This window comes from Streptomyces sp. Rer75 (assembly GCF_013414305.1).
GTDB lineage: Bacteria > Actinomycetota > Actinomycetes > Streptomycetales > Streptomycetaceae > Streptomyces > Streptomyces himastatinicus.
The window spans coordinates 8,284,919-8,299,025 of record NZ_CP058693.1; the positions used below are offsets into that span (position 1 = coordinate 8,284,919).

A 14,107-nucleotide genomic window follows, 5' to 3' on the forward strand; every position below is an offset into this window, starting at 1 on the left:
CGGGCCACAACCGTCAATTCCCCGTAGGGATCGCGTCAGATTCCTGTAAGGTGCCTGGCGGAGTGCCGGGAAGTCTGGTCGGCGGACAGGGGATCACTCTCTTTGCCGATCGGGGGCGGAACAACCCATGGTGCTCATCGCTGTTTTCGGCGTCGCACTCCTCATCGCAGTACTGGTCTCGGGCCTGGCGGCCCGCTCCGTACTCTCCACCTCGCTCCTCTTTCTCGTCGCGGGCGCGCTCGTCGGCGACGGGGCCTTTGGCCTCATCCACATCACGGCGGACAGCCCGATCGTCGCGATCACGGCCGATCTGGCGCTGTTCGCGGTGCTGTTCACCGACGGCATGCACGTCTCGTTCCCCGCTCTGCGCGGTGCCTGGCGGAACCCCGCTCGTGCGCTGGGTTTTGGCATGCCGCTGGCGTTCGTGGGGATGGCGCTGATCACCCACTTCCTGGTGGGGCTGGACTGGACGACGTCGTTCCTGGTCGGTGCGGTGCTGGCGCCGACCGACCCGGTGTTCGCGTCGGCGATCGTGGGCCGTAAGGAGGTCCCGGCGCGATTGCGGCAGCTGCTGAACGTGGAGAGCGGGATCAACGACGGGCTGGCGCTGCCGGTCGTGCTGGTGCTGATCGCGACGGCCGGTCCGACCTCGGATGCGGCGGAGGCGTCCCTGTCCAAGATCGCTCTGGAGCTGGTCGGCGGTCTGGCGCTGGGCGTCGCGCTGCCGCTGCTCGTGAACGGTCTGGTGCGGCTCCCGGTGCTCGGTGCCGAGCCGAATCTCCAGCCGCTGCTGCCGCTGGCGGCCGGGGTGATCCTTTACGCGACGTGCCATCTCACCCACGCCAACCCCTACCTGGCGGCCTTCTCCGCGGGTGCGGTGCTCGCCTCCGTCTCGCCGGACTCCTGCCGTGCGTTCGAGCCGCTGGGCGAGGCGCTGGCAGAGCTGAGCAAGTTCGCGGCGTTGCTGGTGTTCGGTGCGCTGCTGACGCCTCGGCTGTTCGGTGACCTGCCGGTCGGCGGATATGTCGCCGTGGTTCTGGCGATCGTTCTGATCCGGCCCGCATCGCTGCTCATCTCGCTGATCGGCACGCGATTCGACCGGCGGGAGAAGCTGGCGGCGGCCTGGTTCGGGCCGAAGGGCTTCGCCTCCGTCGTCTACGGGCTGCTGGTGCTCCAGTCGGGCATCCCACAGGGCCGGGAGGCATACACCCTGATCGCGGTGTGCATCGCGTTCTCCATCGTCGCCCACAGCAGTACGGATGTGCCCGTTGCCCGTGTCTTCGATGTCGAGGACCTCGTCGGCATACCGGATGACGATGATGACGATGAGCACAGGGGGAAGCGGACTGCCGTGGCCGCGGAGCCCGCGGCCCGGATGGAGGAGGACGGCGATGCGCGCACGTGATCTGGCGGTGGAATATCCGTCGGTGCGGCTGGACAGCGATGCGCTGGACGCGGCCCGGCTGCTGGCCGAGCAACGGCTGCCCGGTGTGCTGGTGATGGACGACGGCGGTGAGCCGCACGCCCTGCTGCCCGCGTCCGCCCTGGTCAAGCTGCTCGTGCCCGGCTACGTGATCGAAGACCCCACGCTCGCGGCGGTGGTCGACGAGCCGCACGCGGACCGGCTGTGCCAGGCGCTGGCGGGACGGCGGGTGGCCGACTGCCTGCCCAGGGAAGGCCACAAGCCACCGGTCGCGGACCCGGATGACACCGCGCTGGAGGTCGCCGCGCTCATGGCACGCGAACACAGCCCGCTGATCGCGGTGGTGGAACGGGGTGAGCGAGGAGATCGCGGTGGCTCCCGGCTGCTTGGTGTGATCACCGCCGCGCATCTGCTGGAACGTCTTCTTGGGGTGACATGAGCGACTGGCACAGCTGGGCGGCGATCGCGGTCTTCGTGATCGCGTACGTGGCGATCATCAGCGAGCGCGTCCACCGCACGGCCGCGGCCCTGGCGGGGGCGGCGGCCATGCTCGTGATCAGTGCCACGGACGACAAGGCGGCCTTCTTCGACGAGCACTCCGGGATCGACTGGAACGTCGTCTTCCTGCTGCTCGGGATGATGGCGATCGTCGGGGTGCTGCGGCAGACGGGCGTGTTCGAGTATCTGGCGATCTGGGCGGTCAAACGCGCCCGCGGCAAGCCCTTCCGGGTGATGACCATGCTGATAGCCATCACCGCCTCCGCGTCCGCGCTGCTCGACAACGTCACCACGGTTCTGCTGGTCGCCCCGGTCACCCTGCTGGTGTGCGAACGCCTCGCGCTGCCGGCGGCGCCGTTTCTGATCGCCGAGGTGATGGCGTCCAACATCGGCGGCACCGCCACGCTCGTCGGTGACCCGCCGAACATCATCATCGCCAGCCGGGGCGGGCTGACCTTCAACGATTTCCTGGTCCACCTGGCACCCATCGCCGCGGTTCTCACCGCCGTGCTGGTGGTGATGTGCCGGGTGATGTTCCGCAAGGTGCTGGTGTACGACCAGGACCGCGCCGCCGACGTGATGGCGCTGGAAGAACACGAAGCCATCCGCGACCACCGGCTGCTGTACCAGGGCCTGGGCGTCCTCGCCCTGGTCGTCATCGGGTTCGTGGCCCACCCGGTGCTGCACTACGCGCCGAGCGTGGTCGCCCTGCTCGGCGCCGGGCTGCTCATCGCCATTTCGAAGGTGGAGACCGGTGAGGCGCTGAAGGAGGTCGAGTGGCCGACGCTCGCCTTCTTCGCCGGGCTGTTCATCATGGTCGGAGCGCTCATCGAGACCGGCGTCATCGGGGAGGTCTCCCGCGCCCTGGCGGATGCCACCGGTGGCAGCGAACTGGGCGCGACGATGCTGCTGGTGTTCGGCTCGGCCGTGCTGTCCGGGGTCGTCGACAACATTCCGTACGTCGCCACCATGGCCCCCATCACCGCCGACCTGGCACACGGATTCGGCGGCGACGGCGTCCACGTGCTGTGGTGGGCCCTGGCTCTGGGCGCCGACCTCGGCGGCAACGCCACCGCCATCGGCGCCTCCGCCAACGTCGTCGTCCTGGGCATCGCCGAACGCAACCAGCAGCCCATCTCCTTCTGGCAGTTCACCAAGTACGGCCTGGTCGTCACCGCGGTCACGGTCACCATCGCCGCGGGATACCTGTGGCTGCGGTACTTCGCCCTTGGATGACGGCTGACATCAACGACCGACGGGGGCCCTCACCATCATGTCTTCCTCACCACAAGGGACGCCCGCTGATCCCGGCGTCCCACACATGATCGTCTGCGGCGACGACGCGCTGGCCCACCGCCTGGCGGCCGAACTGCACGAGGTCTACCGCGCGCGGGTGACGGTCGTCGTGCCGGCCGCGGCCCAGGTACGGGAGACCACACGGATACGGACCACAGGACCCGCTCGCGCGTCCGCTCTCCTCGGCCGGGTGGCAGCGGCGGTCGGACGTGCGCCGCTGCCCCGACAGGGTGCGTCGGACGGGGCCCCGGATACTGAAGTTCGGGTCATGGAGGCGCCGGACCTCGCCGATGACGTGCTGACCGAGGCGGGTGCGGAACGGGCCACGGCACTGGCCCTGGTCCATGACGACGACGAGACCAACATCCACGCCGCACTACGTGCCCGCCGCCTCAACCCCCGGTTGAGGCTGGTCATCCGGCTCTACAACCGCAAACTGGGCCAGCACCTGGAAGAACTGCTCGACCAGGCCGCGGTGGTCGCCGACCCCGGTATGGACCCGGCGGAGCTGGACGCCGCCACGTCTGTGCTGTCCGACGCCGACACGGTGGCCCCCGCGCTCGCGGCCACCGCCGTCGCGGGCACCCGGAAAGTGGTGCAGGCCGACGGGCTGCTGTTGCGCGCAGCCGAGCGCACCCCGCCCGGCCGCGACGAGGTGGCCGACCCCGGGCTGTGCACCCTCGCGCTGCTCTCGTCCACCACCAGCGACCCCGGCGGCAGCGAGGGCTCGGACAGCAGCGGGGACGACGGTCCGCGCCTGCTGCCCGGCGACGAGGAGGTCGCCGCCGCCACCGGGCGCGGCACGGTGGTTCTGGAAGCCGTCTCCGCCACCGGTCCGCCCCTTCCACCGCGGCGGCTCGGCAGCCGCAGGGTGCCCCTCGCCTCGCTGTTCTCCCGCAGACTGCGCTGGTCCGTCGCCGGGATGGTGACCGCCGTGCTCGCGCTCGCCCTCGCCTCGTGGCTGTTCACCGGAGCGGACCCCCTGCACGCGGCCTATCTCACGGTGCTGGACGTGCTGGCCATCGACGACCCGGCGCTCGACGAGCCGCCCGGGCGCAAAGTGCTCCAGCTCCTCTCCGGGCTGACCGGCTTGCTCCTGCTGCCCGTATTGGTGGCGGCCGCCCTCGAAGCGCTGGGCACCTTCCGGACCGCGTCCGCGCTGCGCCGGCCACCGCGCGGACTCTCCGGCCATGTCGTCCTGCTCGGCCTCGGCAAGGTGGGCACACGTGTGCTGGCGAGACTGCATGAGCTGGACATCCCCGTGGTGTGTGTGGAGGAGGACCCCGAAGCGCGCGGCATCCCGCTCGCCCGGCGGCTCGGAGTGCCGACCGTCCTGGGTGACGTCACCCAGGAAGGCGTGCTGGAGGCAGCCAAGGTCCGGCGGGCCCATGCTCTGCTCGCGCTGACCAGTTCCGACATCACCAACCTGGAGGCGACGCTGTACGCCCGCTCGGTCACACCCGGCCTGCGGGCGGCACTGCGCCTGTACGACGACCATTTCGCCACCGCCGTCTACCGCACCCTGCGCGCCGCCCACCCCCAGGCCCTGACCCGCAGCCGCAGTGTCTCGACACTCGCGGCACCGGCCTTCGCCGGAGCCATGATGGGCCGCCAGGTCCTGGGCGCCATACCGGTCGAACGCAAAGTGCTGCTCTTCGCCGCACTGCACGTCGCGGGCCACCCGCAGTTGGAGGACCGCACGGTCGCCGAAGCGTTCAAGCCGGGCGCCTGGCGAGTGATCGCGCTCGACGCGGCAGAACCGGCGGACCGGCAGCGCGACCTCGCCGCGGCGCTCCCGTACGACGGCGCCGACCGGGAGCCCGGTCTGGTGTGGGACCCGCACCCCGGCTATGTACTGAAGCCGCACGACCGCGTGGTGCTGGCCACCACCCGCCAGGGCCTGGGCGAACTCCTCGGCGGAAACCCCGTGGCGCGAGGGGTCCCCGAGACCGGATGACCGACGCGGGAACAACCGAGGGAATGCTCGGCGGATGCCGGTCCTGGACCAGAAGGAGCAGACAGGTGAAACGAGGCGGCATACCCGGGCATTTCCTCGGGGACTACGCGGACATGCTCGCCGATGTCTCCAGTACCGGCCGGCTGTTGCGACGGCCCGAGCTGGACGCGCTGCGCGAGCTGGGGGAGCGGGCGGCGGAGGCGGGGTACGGGCTGCGGGAGCTGATCGGACTGTACCTGGGCGAGACCCGCAGACTCTGGGGTTCGCTGCCCGGCGTCGCACGGGCGCCGAGTGCGGCCGCGGTGGCCCGTACCGACGACGCGCTACTCGGCGCCGTGGACGCGGCGATCAGCGCGCTGGGGGAGGGGCACGAGCGGGCGCAGCACCTGGCGGTACGGCAGGAGGAGGCGGCGAGGCGCGAGTTCATCGACGATCTGCTGTACGGGCGTAGTGATCTGGGGCGGCTGGCCGAGCGTGCCGAGCGGTTCGGACTGCGGCTGGCGGGTTCCCACGCGGTCGCCGTCGCCGAGGGGGATGAGCCGTACGACGACGTCCACCCGGTGGTGCGCCGCGTCGAGCGGGAACTGATCGCCCGCTTCGGTGAGCACGACGTACTTCTGACCACCAAGGACGGGCGGCTGGTGTGCGTCGCCGCGAGCAGTGAGCGCGTCATCCTGGACGCCTTCGCGAAGCACGCGGAATGGCCCGGCACCGGCCACCCGGGGGCGCGCTGGGTGGCCATCGGCCGTGAGCACCCAGGAGCGGGCGGTGTGGTGCTCAGCTACGAGGAGGCGCTCGGCGCCCTGGAGCTCGCCGAGCGGCTGGAGCTGCCAGGACCCGTTCTGCACGCCGGGGACCTGCTGGTCTTCCCGGTGCTGCTGCGTGACCGGGCGGCCATGTCCGACCTGGTGCGGACGGTGCTCGGCCCGCTCACGACGTCGCGCGGCGGGGCCGGGCCGCTGCTGGAGACGCTCACCGCGTGCGCGGCGGCCGGTTATGTCAACGCCGAGGCGGCACGGCGCCTGAAGATCAGCGTACGCACCCTCTCCTACCGGTTGGAGCGGATCAAGACCCTGACCGGCTACGACCCCGGGGACGCGCTACAGCGCTTCACGCTGGAGACGGCGGCGATGGGGGCGCGGCTGCTGGGGTGGCCGTCGGAGCCGCTGTAGACGCTTCCCGGAGCCCGGTCGGTTCCCGCGTTAACAGGACGTCAGGAGCGCGTAAAGATTGCCGGGATCCGGCAATGTGCGGCCGTACCTCCCGGTGTCACGATGCCGTGGCACCGAGACGAGGGACGGGGGTGGTGCTGTGGCTGGGTTCCTGAGGGCCGCTCTGGGGTTTCCCACGTTCAGCTTCGCGCTCCTCGTCGTGGCCGGGTACTGGCTTGTGGTGCTGCTGGGAGGGATCGGCGTGGACGCCTTCGACGGGGGAGACGGCGTCCACGCCGGCACCGCCGGAATACCGGTCACCGCCATGGTCTCGACCGGAATCGTCATTGCCTGGTTCGTGGCCCTGGCCGGTGACGCGCTGATCGACCACCGCTGGCTTCGCGTCGCCGTGCTGCCCGCCGCACTGGGGGCGGCCTGGGTCGGCATCAGGGTGCAGCGGCGCCTGGCCCACCGCTTCCTGCCTCCCGAACGGGTGCCGTCGCGCGAGCATTTCGTGGGCCGCGTCTGCGTGATCCGCACCTCCCGCGTAAGTGCCGACTTCGGCCAGGCCGAGGTGACGTCCGACGACGGATCGACCGCGACCGTCCAGGTCCGTACCCACGAGGCCGGACTGGTCTCGGGCTCCCACGCGCTCATCTTCGACTACGACGCCGACGGCGAGTTCTTCCGGGTCGCGCCCTTCGACAGCGCGCTCGACCCCCACCGCCCGGCCGTCTGAACACCCCACATCTCTCTTCCCACATCCCGGACAACCAAGGGATCTCACCGATGGATGCCATCACCGTAGGGCTGGGCGTGGTCATCGCCGTCGTCCTGCTCGTCGTACTCGTCGTGTTCCTGGCCGTCACGCGGCTGTACCGCAAGGTGCCGCAGGGGCAGGCGCTGATCGTCTCCAAGTACCGCAAGGTCGATGTGACCTTCACGGGTGCCGTGGTGCTGCCCGTGCTGCACAAGGCGGAGGTGATGGACATCTCGGTGAAGACCATCGAGATCGGCCGCACCGGCCGTGAGGGGCTGATCTGCCAGGACAACATCCGCGCCGACATCCGCATCGCCTTCTTCGTGCGGGTCAACAAGACGAGGGAGGACGTGGTGAAGGTCGCCCAGGCGATCGGCACGGCGCGCGCCAGTGACCCGCGCACCTTGCAGGAGCTGTTCAACGCCAAGTTCTCCGAGGCGCTCAAGACGGTCGGCAAGCAGTTGGACTTCGCCGACCTTTACACCAAGCGCGACGAGTTCCGGGACCGGATCATCGCGGTCATCGGCACCGACCTCAACGGCTACAGCCTGGAGGACGCGGCCATCGACTATCTCGAACAGACGCCGATGGGCCAGCTGGACGCCGCCAACATCCTGGACGCCCAGGGCATCCGCAAGATCACCGAGCTGACCGCCATCGAGCATGTGCGCACCAATGAGTACCAGCGCACGGAGGAGAAGGAGATCACCCGGCAGAACGTCGAGGCCCGCGAGGCGGTCCTGGAGCTGGAGCGGCGGCAGGCCGACGCCGAGATCAAGCAGACGCGCGAGATCGAGACCGTACGGGCCAGGGAGGAGGCGGAGACGGCGCGGGTGCAGGCGGAGGAGCGGCTGCGGGCGCACAGCGCGCATCTGAAGACCGAAGAGGCGCTCGGCATCCAGAACGAGAACCGCGAACGGGAGATCGCCGTCGCGGTCAAGAACCGCGAGCGCGTCATCGCCATCGAGAGCGAGCGCATCGAGAAGGACCGGCTCCTGGAGGTCATCGCGCGGGAGCGGGAGACCCAGCTGAGGCGCATCGCCGCCGACAAGGAGGTCGAGGCGGAGAAGCGGGAGATCGCCGACGTGGTGCGGGAGCGGATCGCGGTGGAGAAGACCGTCGCGGCGCAGGAAGAGGAGATCAAGAAGCTCCGTACGGTGGAGGAGGCCGAGCGCGAGCGCCAGGCACTGATCATCCACGCCGAGGCGGAGGCCCAGGAGCGCTTGGTCAAGGACATCAAGGCGGCCCGGACGCGCAGTCCGCGATCCGGCTCGCCGAGGGCAAGCGCGCGGACGCGGCGGCCGCCGGACTCGCCCAGGCCGAGGTCCAGGAGGGCACGGCGGAGGCCATCGCCAAGGTCGGGCACGCGGAGGCTGAGGTCGCCAGGGAGAAGGCCCTTGCGGGGGCCGAGGGACTGCGGGAGAAGCTGAAGGCCGAGGCCGAGGGTCTTACGGAGAAGGCGGCGGCGATGGCGGCGCTGGACGCGGCCGGCCGCGGCCACGAGGAGTTCCGCCTCCGGCTGGAGGCGGAGAAGGACGTACGGCTCGCCGGGATCGACGTGCACCGGCAGGTCGCCGAGGCCCAGGCCACCGTGCTGGCCACCGGCCTGGAGAACGCGAAGATCGACATCGTCGGCGGGGAGAGCGTCTTCTTCGACCGGCTGGTGAACGCGATCTCGCTCGGCAAGGGCGTGGACGCCTTCGTCGACCGCTCGGAGTCCGTCCAGGCCATGGCGGCCCCGTGGCTCGACAAGGACGCCTCGACCTTCACCGAGGACATCGGCGCGATGCTCGCGGGCCTGGGCAGCGGCGGTCTCCGCGACCTGACCCTGGCCGGTGCGCTCACCCGGCTGATCACCGACGCCGGTCCGAAGGCAGGTGCATTGGAGGGGCTGCTGGAGTCCGTACGGGCGAGCGGCCTCGGCGACACAAGGCTGCTCGAACTCGCCGCGCCCGCTCAGGCCAACGGGACTGTCCGGTAGCCACCGGAGTTCGGGGCTCTGCCGCAGGGCCGCGTGCCGACGCCAGTGAGGAGAGGGAACGACGTGAACACCGATGGGCAGGCGACGGCCGCGCCGCGAGCGGCAGGGCGTACGAGCCAGGACGCGGCCTCACCGGCGGGCGGCCCGGGGGCCGGGCTTCAGGACGGGACGTACGAGGTGCTGCGGGACCGGCTGCTGGGCGCGGCCCGCGAACTGGGCAGCCGGGCGCGGGCGCTCGACGAGCGCCGGGTGGAGGTGTTCGGCGACGGCGCCCTCGACTTCACCGGCACCGGGGTTCTGCGCACCGCCCAGCCGACCGTCGTGTGCGATCTGGTACAGGTCGGCGGGCTGCTGCTGTGCGGCCACAACACGCCGTCGACGGAGGTCGCCGATGTCGGGGACGTCTTCACGCTCTTCCACCGCGCGGACGGCGGCTTCCGGTCGGCCGCTCCCGACGCCCTCGCGGGCCTGCTCGACGACGACGGTTTCCAGCGGGACTTCGCCGAGCTGTACCGCTACTACCGCTCCACCCGGCTGCTCAGGCTGCGCCGCACCGGTCCGTACCTGCTGGCCGTCTTCCGGACCGGTGAGCGGCCCACCGACATCCGGGTGCTGCGCTGGCGGATCGCGGCCGACGGCACGCCCGCGTACCTCGATGCCAAGGGCGAGCGCGACCACGTCCTCCCGCCGTCCCACGACGTCACCTGGATCGCCACGACCCGAAACGACCACGTCCTCGGCCGCCACCCCCACATCCGCGTCGCGGACGGTCTGTACGTCGCCACAGTTGGCGGCACCCTGACCGTCAAGACCGAGGACGACACCGAGACGGGGGAGGGCGTCTACGCTGAGCCCGTCGAGGAACCGTTGCAGTCCCTCGCCGACGCCGAGGTCGATTACGCCTGCGCCGGACCCCTTCTGCTGCTGCGTATCCGCCCGTACAACGAGCCCGCGTGGCGTCATCTCGTCTTCAACACCCGCACGCGGGAGGTATTGCGTCTCGACGGCGTCGGGCAGGCGTGCCGCCTCCTCCCCGACGGCCAGGGCATCGTTTTCCCTGGCGGCTACTACCTCGCCACCGGTGCCGTCAGGACCTTCGAGACCGACACCACCGGACTCGGCTACGAGCGGGCCGTCCGGTCTCCGGGTGGCGAGGACACGCTCTTCGTGTTCCACGCCGAGGCGGACGGCCGGGTCCTGCTGTTGCCCTACAACGTCATCCGGCAGGAGGTCGCCGCGCCGATCGTGGCGCATGGCTGGGCGCTCTTCGACGACGGCGCACTCGCCACCCTCACGACCGCCCCCGGTGAACCGGCCCGAGCGCATCAGGTCCAGCTGTGGACCACGCCGTACCTCTCCGAGACGTACGCCGTGCAACGGCCCCCGGGCACCGGCCCGCTCGCCCGCATCGGCAATCCCGAGCTGGTGCGCGGCATCTCCGGCTGTCTGTCGCTGGCGCGGATGGCGCATGACATGGCGCCCGGCCAGGCCGTGTTCGAGGCGATCGGGGCCACCGCGAAACGAGTCGCCGACTCCTGCCACTGGCTCGCCGACCCCGAGCTCGGCTCACTCGGCGAACCGGTGGAATCGATCCGGGCCACCGCCGCCCGGGTCACCGAGGAATTCCGGCGGATCGCGGAGCTGAGGCACAAGGCCGCCGAAACCCTCGGCGAAGCCACCGCACGCATCACGACGCTGGTGCGGCGCGTACGCGGCGAACAGCCCGGTACAGCCGACGGCTGGGTGCGGGCGCTCACGGAACTGCGGCAGGAGCAGGGCCGCCTGGAGACCCTGCGCGACATCCGGTACCTCGACCTTGAGCAGTTGGACGCGCTCGCGGCGGGGCTGAACGACGACCTCGCCGCCGCCGGGCGGCGCGCCGCCGCGTTCCTCAGCGGCGAAGACGCCTTCGCGGCCACGCACCAGGCGGTCGCCGCGCTCACCGGCGAAGCCGCGGTCGTCGCCACCGTCGCGGACGCCACGCCCGTCGCCGAGCGTATCGACGAGCACGCGGACGGACTGCGCGTAGTCACCGACGTCATCGCCACGCTGGACCTCGCCGACGCCACCGTACGCACCTCCGTCCTGTCCCGCGCCGGGGAAGTCCTCGGCGCGGTCAACCAGGCCCGCGCCACCCTCGACGCCCGGCGCCGCGAACTCCGAGCATCCGAGGGACGCGCCGAGTTCGCCGCGGAGCTCGCGCTCCTCGGCCAGGCCGTGGCGGGCGCGCTGGCCGCCGCCACGACCCCCGAGGAGTGCGACGAACAGCTGGGCCGACTGCTGTCCCGCATCGAGGACATCGAAGCCCGCTTCGGTGACGTCGACGCCCACGAAGAACGGATCGCCACCCAGCGGGAGGAGATCCACGAGGCGTTCTCGGCCCGTCGGCAGACACAGCTCGACGAGCGCGCGCGCCGTGCGCGGCGGCTGGCCGACTCCGCCCGGCGTCTGATCACCACCCTGACCCGCCGGGCCCGGTCGCTGGGCAACGCCGACGAGGTGGCCACGTTCTTCGCGTCCGACCCGCTCGTCTCCAAGGTCCGGGCAACAGCGGACGAGCTGCGGGCCACCGGAGATCCGGCACGCGCCGGGGAACTCGACGGCGGGCTCACCGCCGCACGCCAGGAGGCGACCCGCGCTCTGCGCGACCGAGCGGACCTGTACGACGGCACCGGCACCATCCGGCTCGGCCGCCACCGCTTCACCGTCCCGCCTCCGAACCAGCGGACCGACCTCACCCTCGTCCCGCACGACGGCGCCCTCGCCTTCGCCATCACCGGCACCGACTACCTCGCGGCCGTCACCGACCCGGCCCTGACCCGGCACCAGGAGTTCTGGGACCAGCCGCTGATCTCCGAGTCCCCCGAGGTCTACCGCTCCGAACACCTGGCAGCGACCCTGCTGGAGGCAGCCGAAGAGGGAGGCACCGGGGCGTGGGAAGCGCTGTCCCGCGCGGATGAGGCCACACTCCTAGCCGAGGTCAGCCGCGCCGCCGCGTCCCGCTACGACGAGGGCTACGACCGAGGCGTCCACGACCACGACGCCGCCCGCATCCTCACCGTCCTGCTCCGGCTGCGGGCCGAGGCCGGGCCGCTGCGCTTCGCTCCGGAGGTGCGGGCGGCGGCCCAGCTCTTCTGGGCGTACGGGACGGAGGAGCGCGCACGCGCCCTGTGGACCACCCGCGCCCAGTCCTTCGCGCGGGCCCGTGGCGTCTTCGGACACGCGCCGGGAGCGGCAGACCTCCGTACCGAACTGGGCGCGGCCGCGGCCGGCTTCCTGCCGCAGGCGATACCTGATCTCGCGGCGGCGTCCCGGGATCACGAGGCCATCGGCGCGTACCTCGTCGAGGAGCTGGCCGACGGGCCGCCGCGTTTCGCGACCAGCGCTGAAGCCCGCACCCTGATCGCCACCTTCCGCACGGCTCTCGGCGGCGACGGCTCACCCGGCGCCAAGGAGTTCACCGAAGACCTCCGCGCGCTCTCCGGCGACCTGGCCGCCCGCTACCAACTGGCGGCGTCCTGGCTCGGCGGCCATGCCGAAGCAAGCGGACTCGAACGCCGTGATCTGGCGGAGGCGGCCGCCATCGAGGTCTGCGGCACCGCGATCGAGCGCCACGACATCGCCGCACCACTGGCCGCGTCCGTCGACGACCTGCTCGGTACGCACTCGCGCGTCGCAGGCGGCACCATGCCCCTCAGGCTCGATGAATTCCTCACGCGTACCACGGAGTTCCGGCGCCTCCGCGTGCCCGCTTACCGCTCGTACACCCGCAAGCGCACGGAACTGCTCGCCGCCGAACGCGAGCGGCTGCGCCTGGATGCCTACCAGCCCAAGGTGCTGTCGTCCTTCGTCCGCAACCGGCTGGTCGACGAGGTCTATCTGCCTCTCGCCGGGGACAACCTCGCACGTCAGCTCGGCGCCGACGGAGACGGCCGCCGCACCGACAGCCAGGGACTGCTCCTGCTGCTGTCCCCACCCGGCTACGGCAAGACGACCCTCGTGGAGTACGTCGCCTCCCGCCTCGGTCTCCTCTTCGTCAAGGTCGACGGCCCCGCGCTCGGCCGCCGCACCGACTCCCTCGACCCGGCCGCGGCGCCCGACGCCGCCGCCCGCCGCGAGGTCGAAAAGATCAACTTCGCGCTGGAGATGGGCAACAACGTCCTTCTCCACCTCGACGACATCCAGCACACCTCTCCCGAACTGCTCCAGAAGTTCATCCCCCTCGGCGACGCCCAGCGCCGCGTGGAGGGAGTGCGGGACGGCCAAGCGCGCACCTACGACCTGCGCGGCAAGCGCTTCGCGGTGTGCATGGCCGGCAACCCCTACACCGAGTCCGGGCAGCGCTTCCGCATCCCCGACATGCTCGCCAACCGGGCCGACATATGGAACCTCGGCGATGTCCTGAGCGGGAAGGAGGAGCTCTTCGTGCTCAGCCACATCGAGAACGCTCTCACCTCACACCCCGTGCTGGCCCCCCTCGCCTCCCGGGACCGTGGGGACATCGACCTGCTCGTCCGCCTCGCGCGGGCGGACGACGGCGACGAAGGGGCACGGCCGGACCGCCTCACCCGCCCGTGCACCCCGGCCGAGCTGGACGAGATCCTGTCCGTCCTGCGCAAGCTGCTGCACATCCAGAAGACGGTGCTCGCGGTCAACCGTGCCTACATCGCATCCGCCGCACAAGCCGACGCCTCCCGCACCGAGCCCCCGTTCCGTCTGCAAGGCTCCTACCGCGATACCAACAAGCTCGCCGCGCGCATCGTCCCGGCCATGAACGACGCCGAACTGGAAGCGCTCATCGACGACCACTACCGGGCCGAGGCCCAGACCCTCACCGGAGATGCCGAGGCCAACCTCCTCAAACTGGCTAAGCTGCGCGGCAGGCTCACCGCCGGGCAGGCGGCACGCTGGAACGAGGTCAAGCAGGGGTACCTGAGGCGGCGCCCGGTGGCCACGACCATGGATACAAGCCCGATGATGTTGTCCGGGGCATCTGACGGCTCATAGTGCGAATTTTGCATAGGGTCATAGAGGCCGTCTG

At 71.0% G+C, this 14,107-nt stretch carries 7 protein-coding genes and 1 pseudogene; all 8 read left to right on the forward strand.

The features are described from left to right. Positions 1 to 127 precede the first annotated feature (127 nt). The 8 genes and pseudogenes from HYQ63_RS35795 to HYQ63_RS35830 all read left to right on the forward strand — a co-directional run bounded on the left by HYQ63_RS35795 (position 128) and on the right by HYQ63_RS35830 (position 14,073). Positions 128 to 1,405 carry a sodium:proton antiporter gene (locus tag HYQ63_RS35795; protein ID WP_179937866.1) on the forward strand — a complete coding sequence of 426 codons (1,278 nt, stop codon included), beginning with the start codon at positions 128 to 130 and terminating at the stop codon, positions 1,403 to 1,405. Further along, positions 1,392 to 1,862: a CBS domain-containing protein gene (locus HYQ63_RS35800; RefSeq protein ID WP_179937867.1), complete on the forward strand. Its 471-nt coding sequence runs from the start codon at positions 1,392 to 1,394 to the stop codon at positions 1,860 to 1,862. The genes HYQ63_RS35795 and HYQ63_RS35800 overlap by 14 nt, the downstream gene beginning before the upstream one ends. Beyond that, positions 1,859 to 3,157, forward strand: a complete 1,299-nt coding sequence (locus HYQ63_RS35805) for an ArsB/NhaD family transporter (protein WP_179937868.1) — start codon at positions 1,859 to 1,861, stop codon at positions 3,155 to 3,157. Before HYQ63_RS35800 ends, HYQ63_RS35805 begins: the two co-directional genes overlap by 4 nt. 85 nt (positions 3,158 to 3,242) lie before the next feature. Continuing rightward, complete coding sequence (locus HYQ63_RS35810; protein ID WP_179937869.1) at positions 3,243 to 5,174, forward strand: TrkA family potassium uptake protein; 1,932 nt, start codon at positions 3,243 to 3,245, stop codon at positions 5,172 to 5,174. Positions 5,175 to 5,287: 113 nt separating this feature from the next. Then, entirely contained in the window at positions 5,288 to 6,346 is a 1,059-nt protein-coding gene (locus HYQ63_RS35815) for a PucR family transcriptional regulator (RefSeq protein ID WP_373689229.1), read from the forward strand. A gap of 139 nt (positions 6,347 to 6,485) precedes the next feature. Next, positions 6,486 to 7,064 carry a hypothetical protein gene (locus tag HYQ63_RS35820; protein WP_179937870.1) on the forward strand — a complete coding sequence of 193 codons (579 nt, stop codon included), beginning with the start codon at positions 6,486 to 6,488 and terminating at the stop codon, positions 7,062 to 7,064. Positions 7,065 to 7,114: 50 nt separating this feature from the next. Then, positions 7,115 to 9,066, forward strand: a pseudogene (locus HYQ63_RS35825) (flotillin family protein). 63 nt (positions 9,067 to 9,129) lie between these two features. Continuing rightward, positions 9,130 to 14,073 (forward strand): DNA repair ATPase, encoded by a 4,944-nt coding sequence (locus HYQ63_RS35830; protein ID WP_179937871.1) that lies wholly within the window; start codon positions 9,130 to 9,132, stop codon positions 14,071 to 14,073. Positions 14,074 to 14,107 lie beyond the last annotated feature (34 nt).

Coding starts and splice junctions, on each gene's coding strand:
- HYQ63_RS35795 (WP_179937866.1), top strand. CDS start 128: ATGGTGCTCATCGCTGTTTTCGGCGTCGCACTCCTCATCGCAGTACTG.
- HYQ63_RS35800 (WP_179937867.1), top strand. CDS start 1,392: ATGCGCGCACGTGATCTGGCGGTGGAATATCCGTCGGTGCGGCTGGAC.
- HYQ63_RS35805 (WP_179937868.1), top strand. CDS start 1,859: ATGAGCGACTGGCACAGCTGGGCGGCGATCGCGGTCTTCGTGATCGCG.
- HYQ63_RS35810 (WP_179937869.1), top strand. CDS start 3,243: ATGATCGTCTGCGGCGACGACGCGCTGGCCCACCGCCTGGCGGCCGAA.
- HYQ63_RS35815 (WP_373689229.1), top strand. CDS start 5,288: ATGCTCGCCGATGTCTCCAGTACCGGCCGGCTGTTGCGACGGCCCGAG.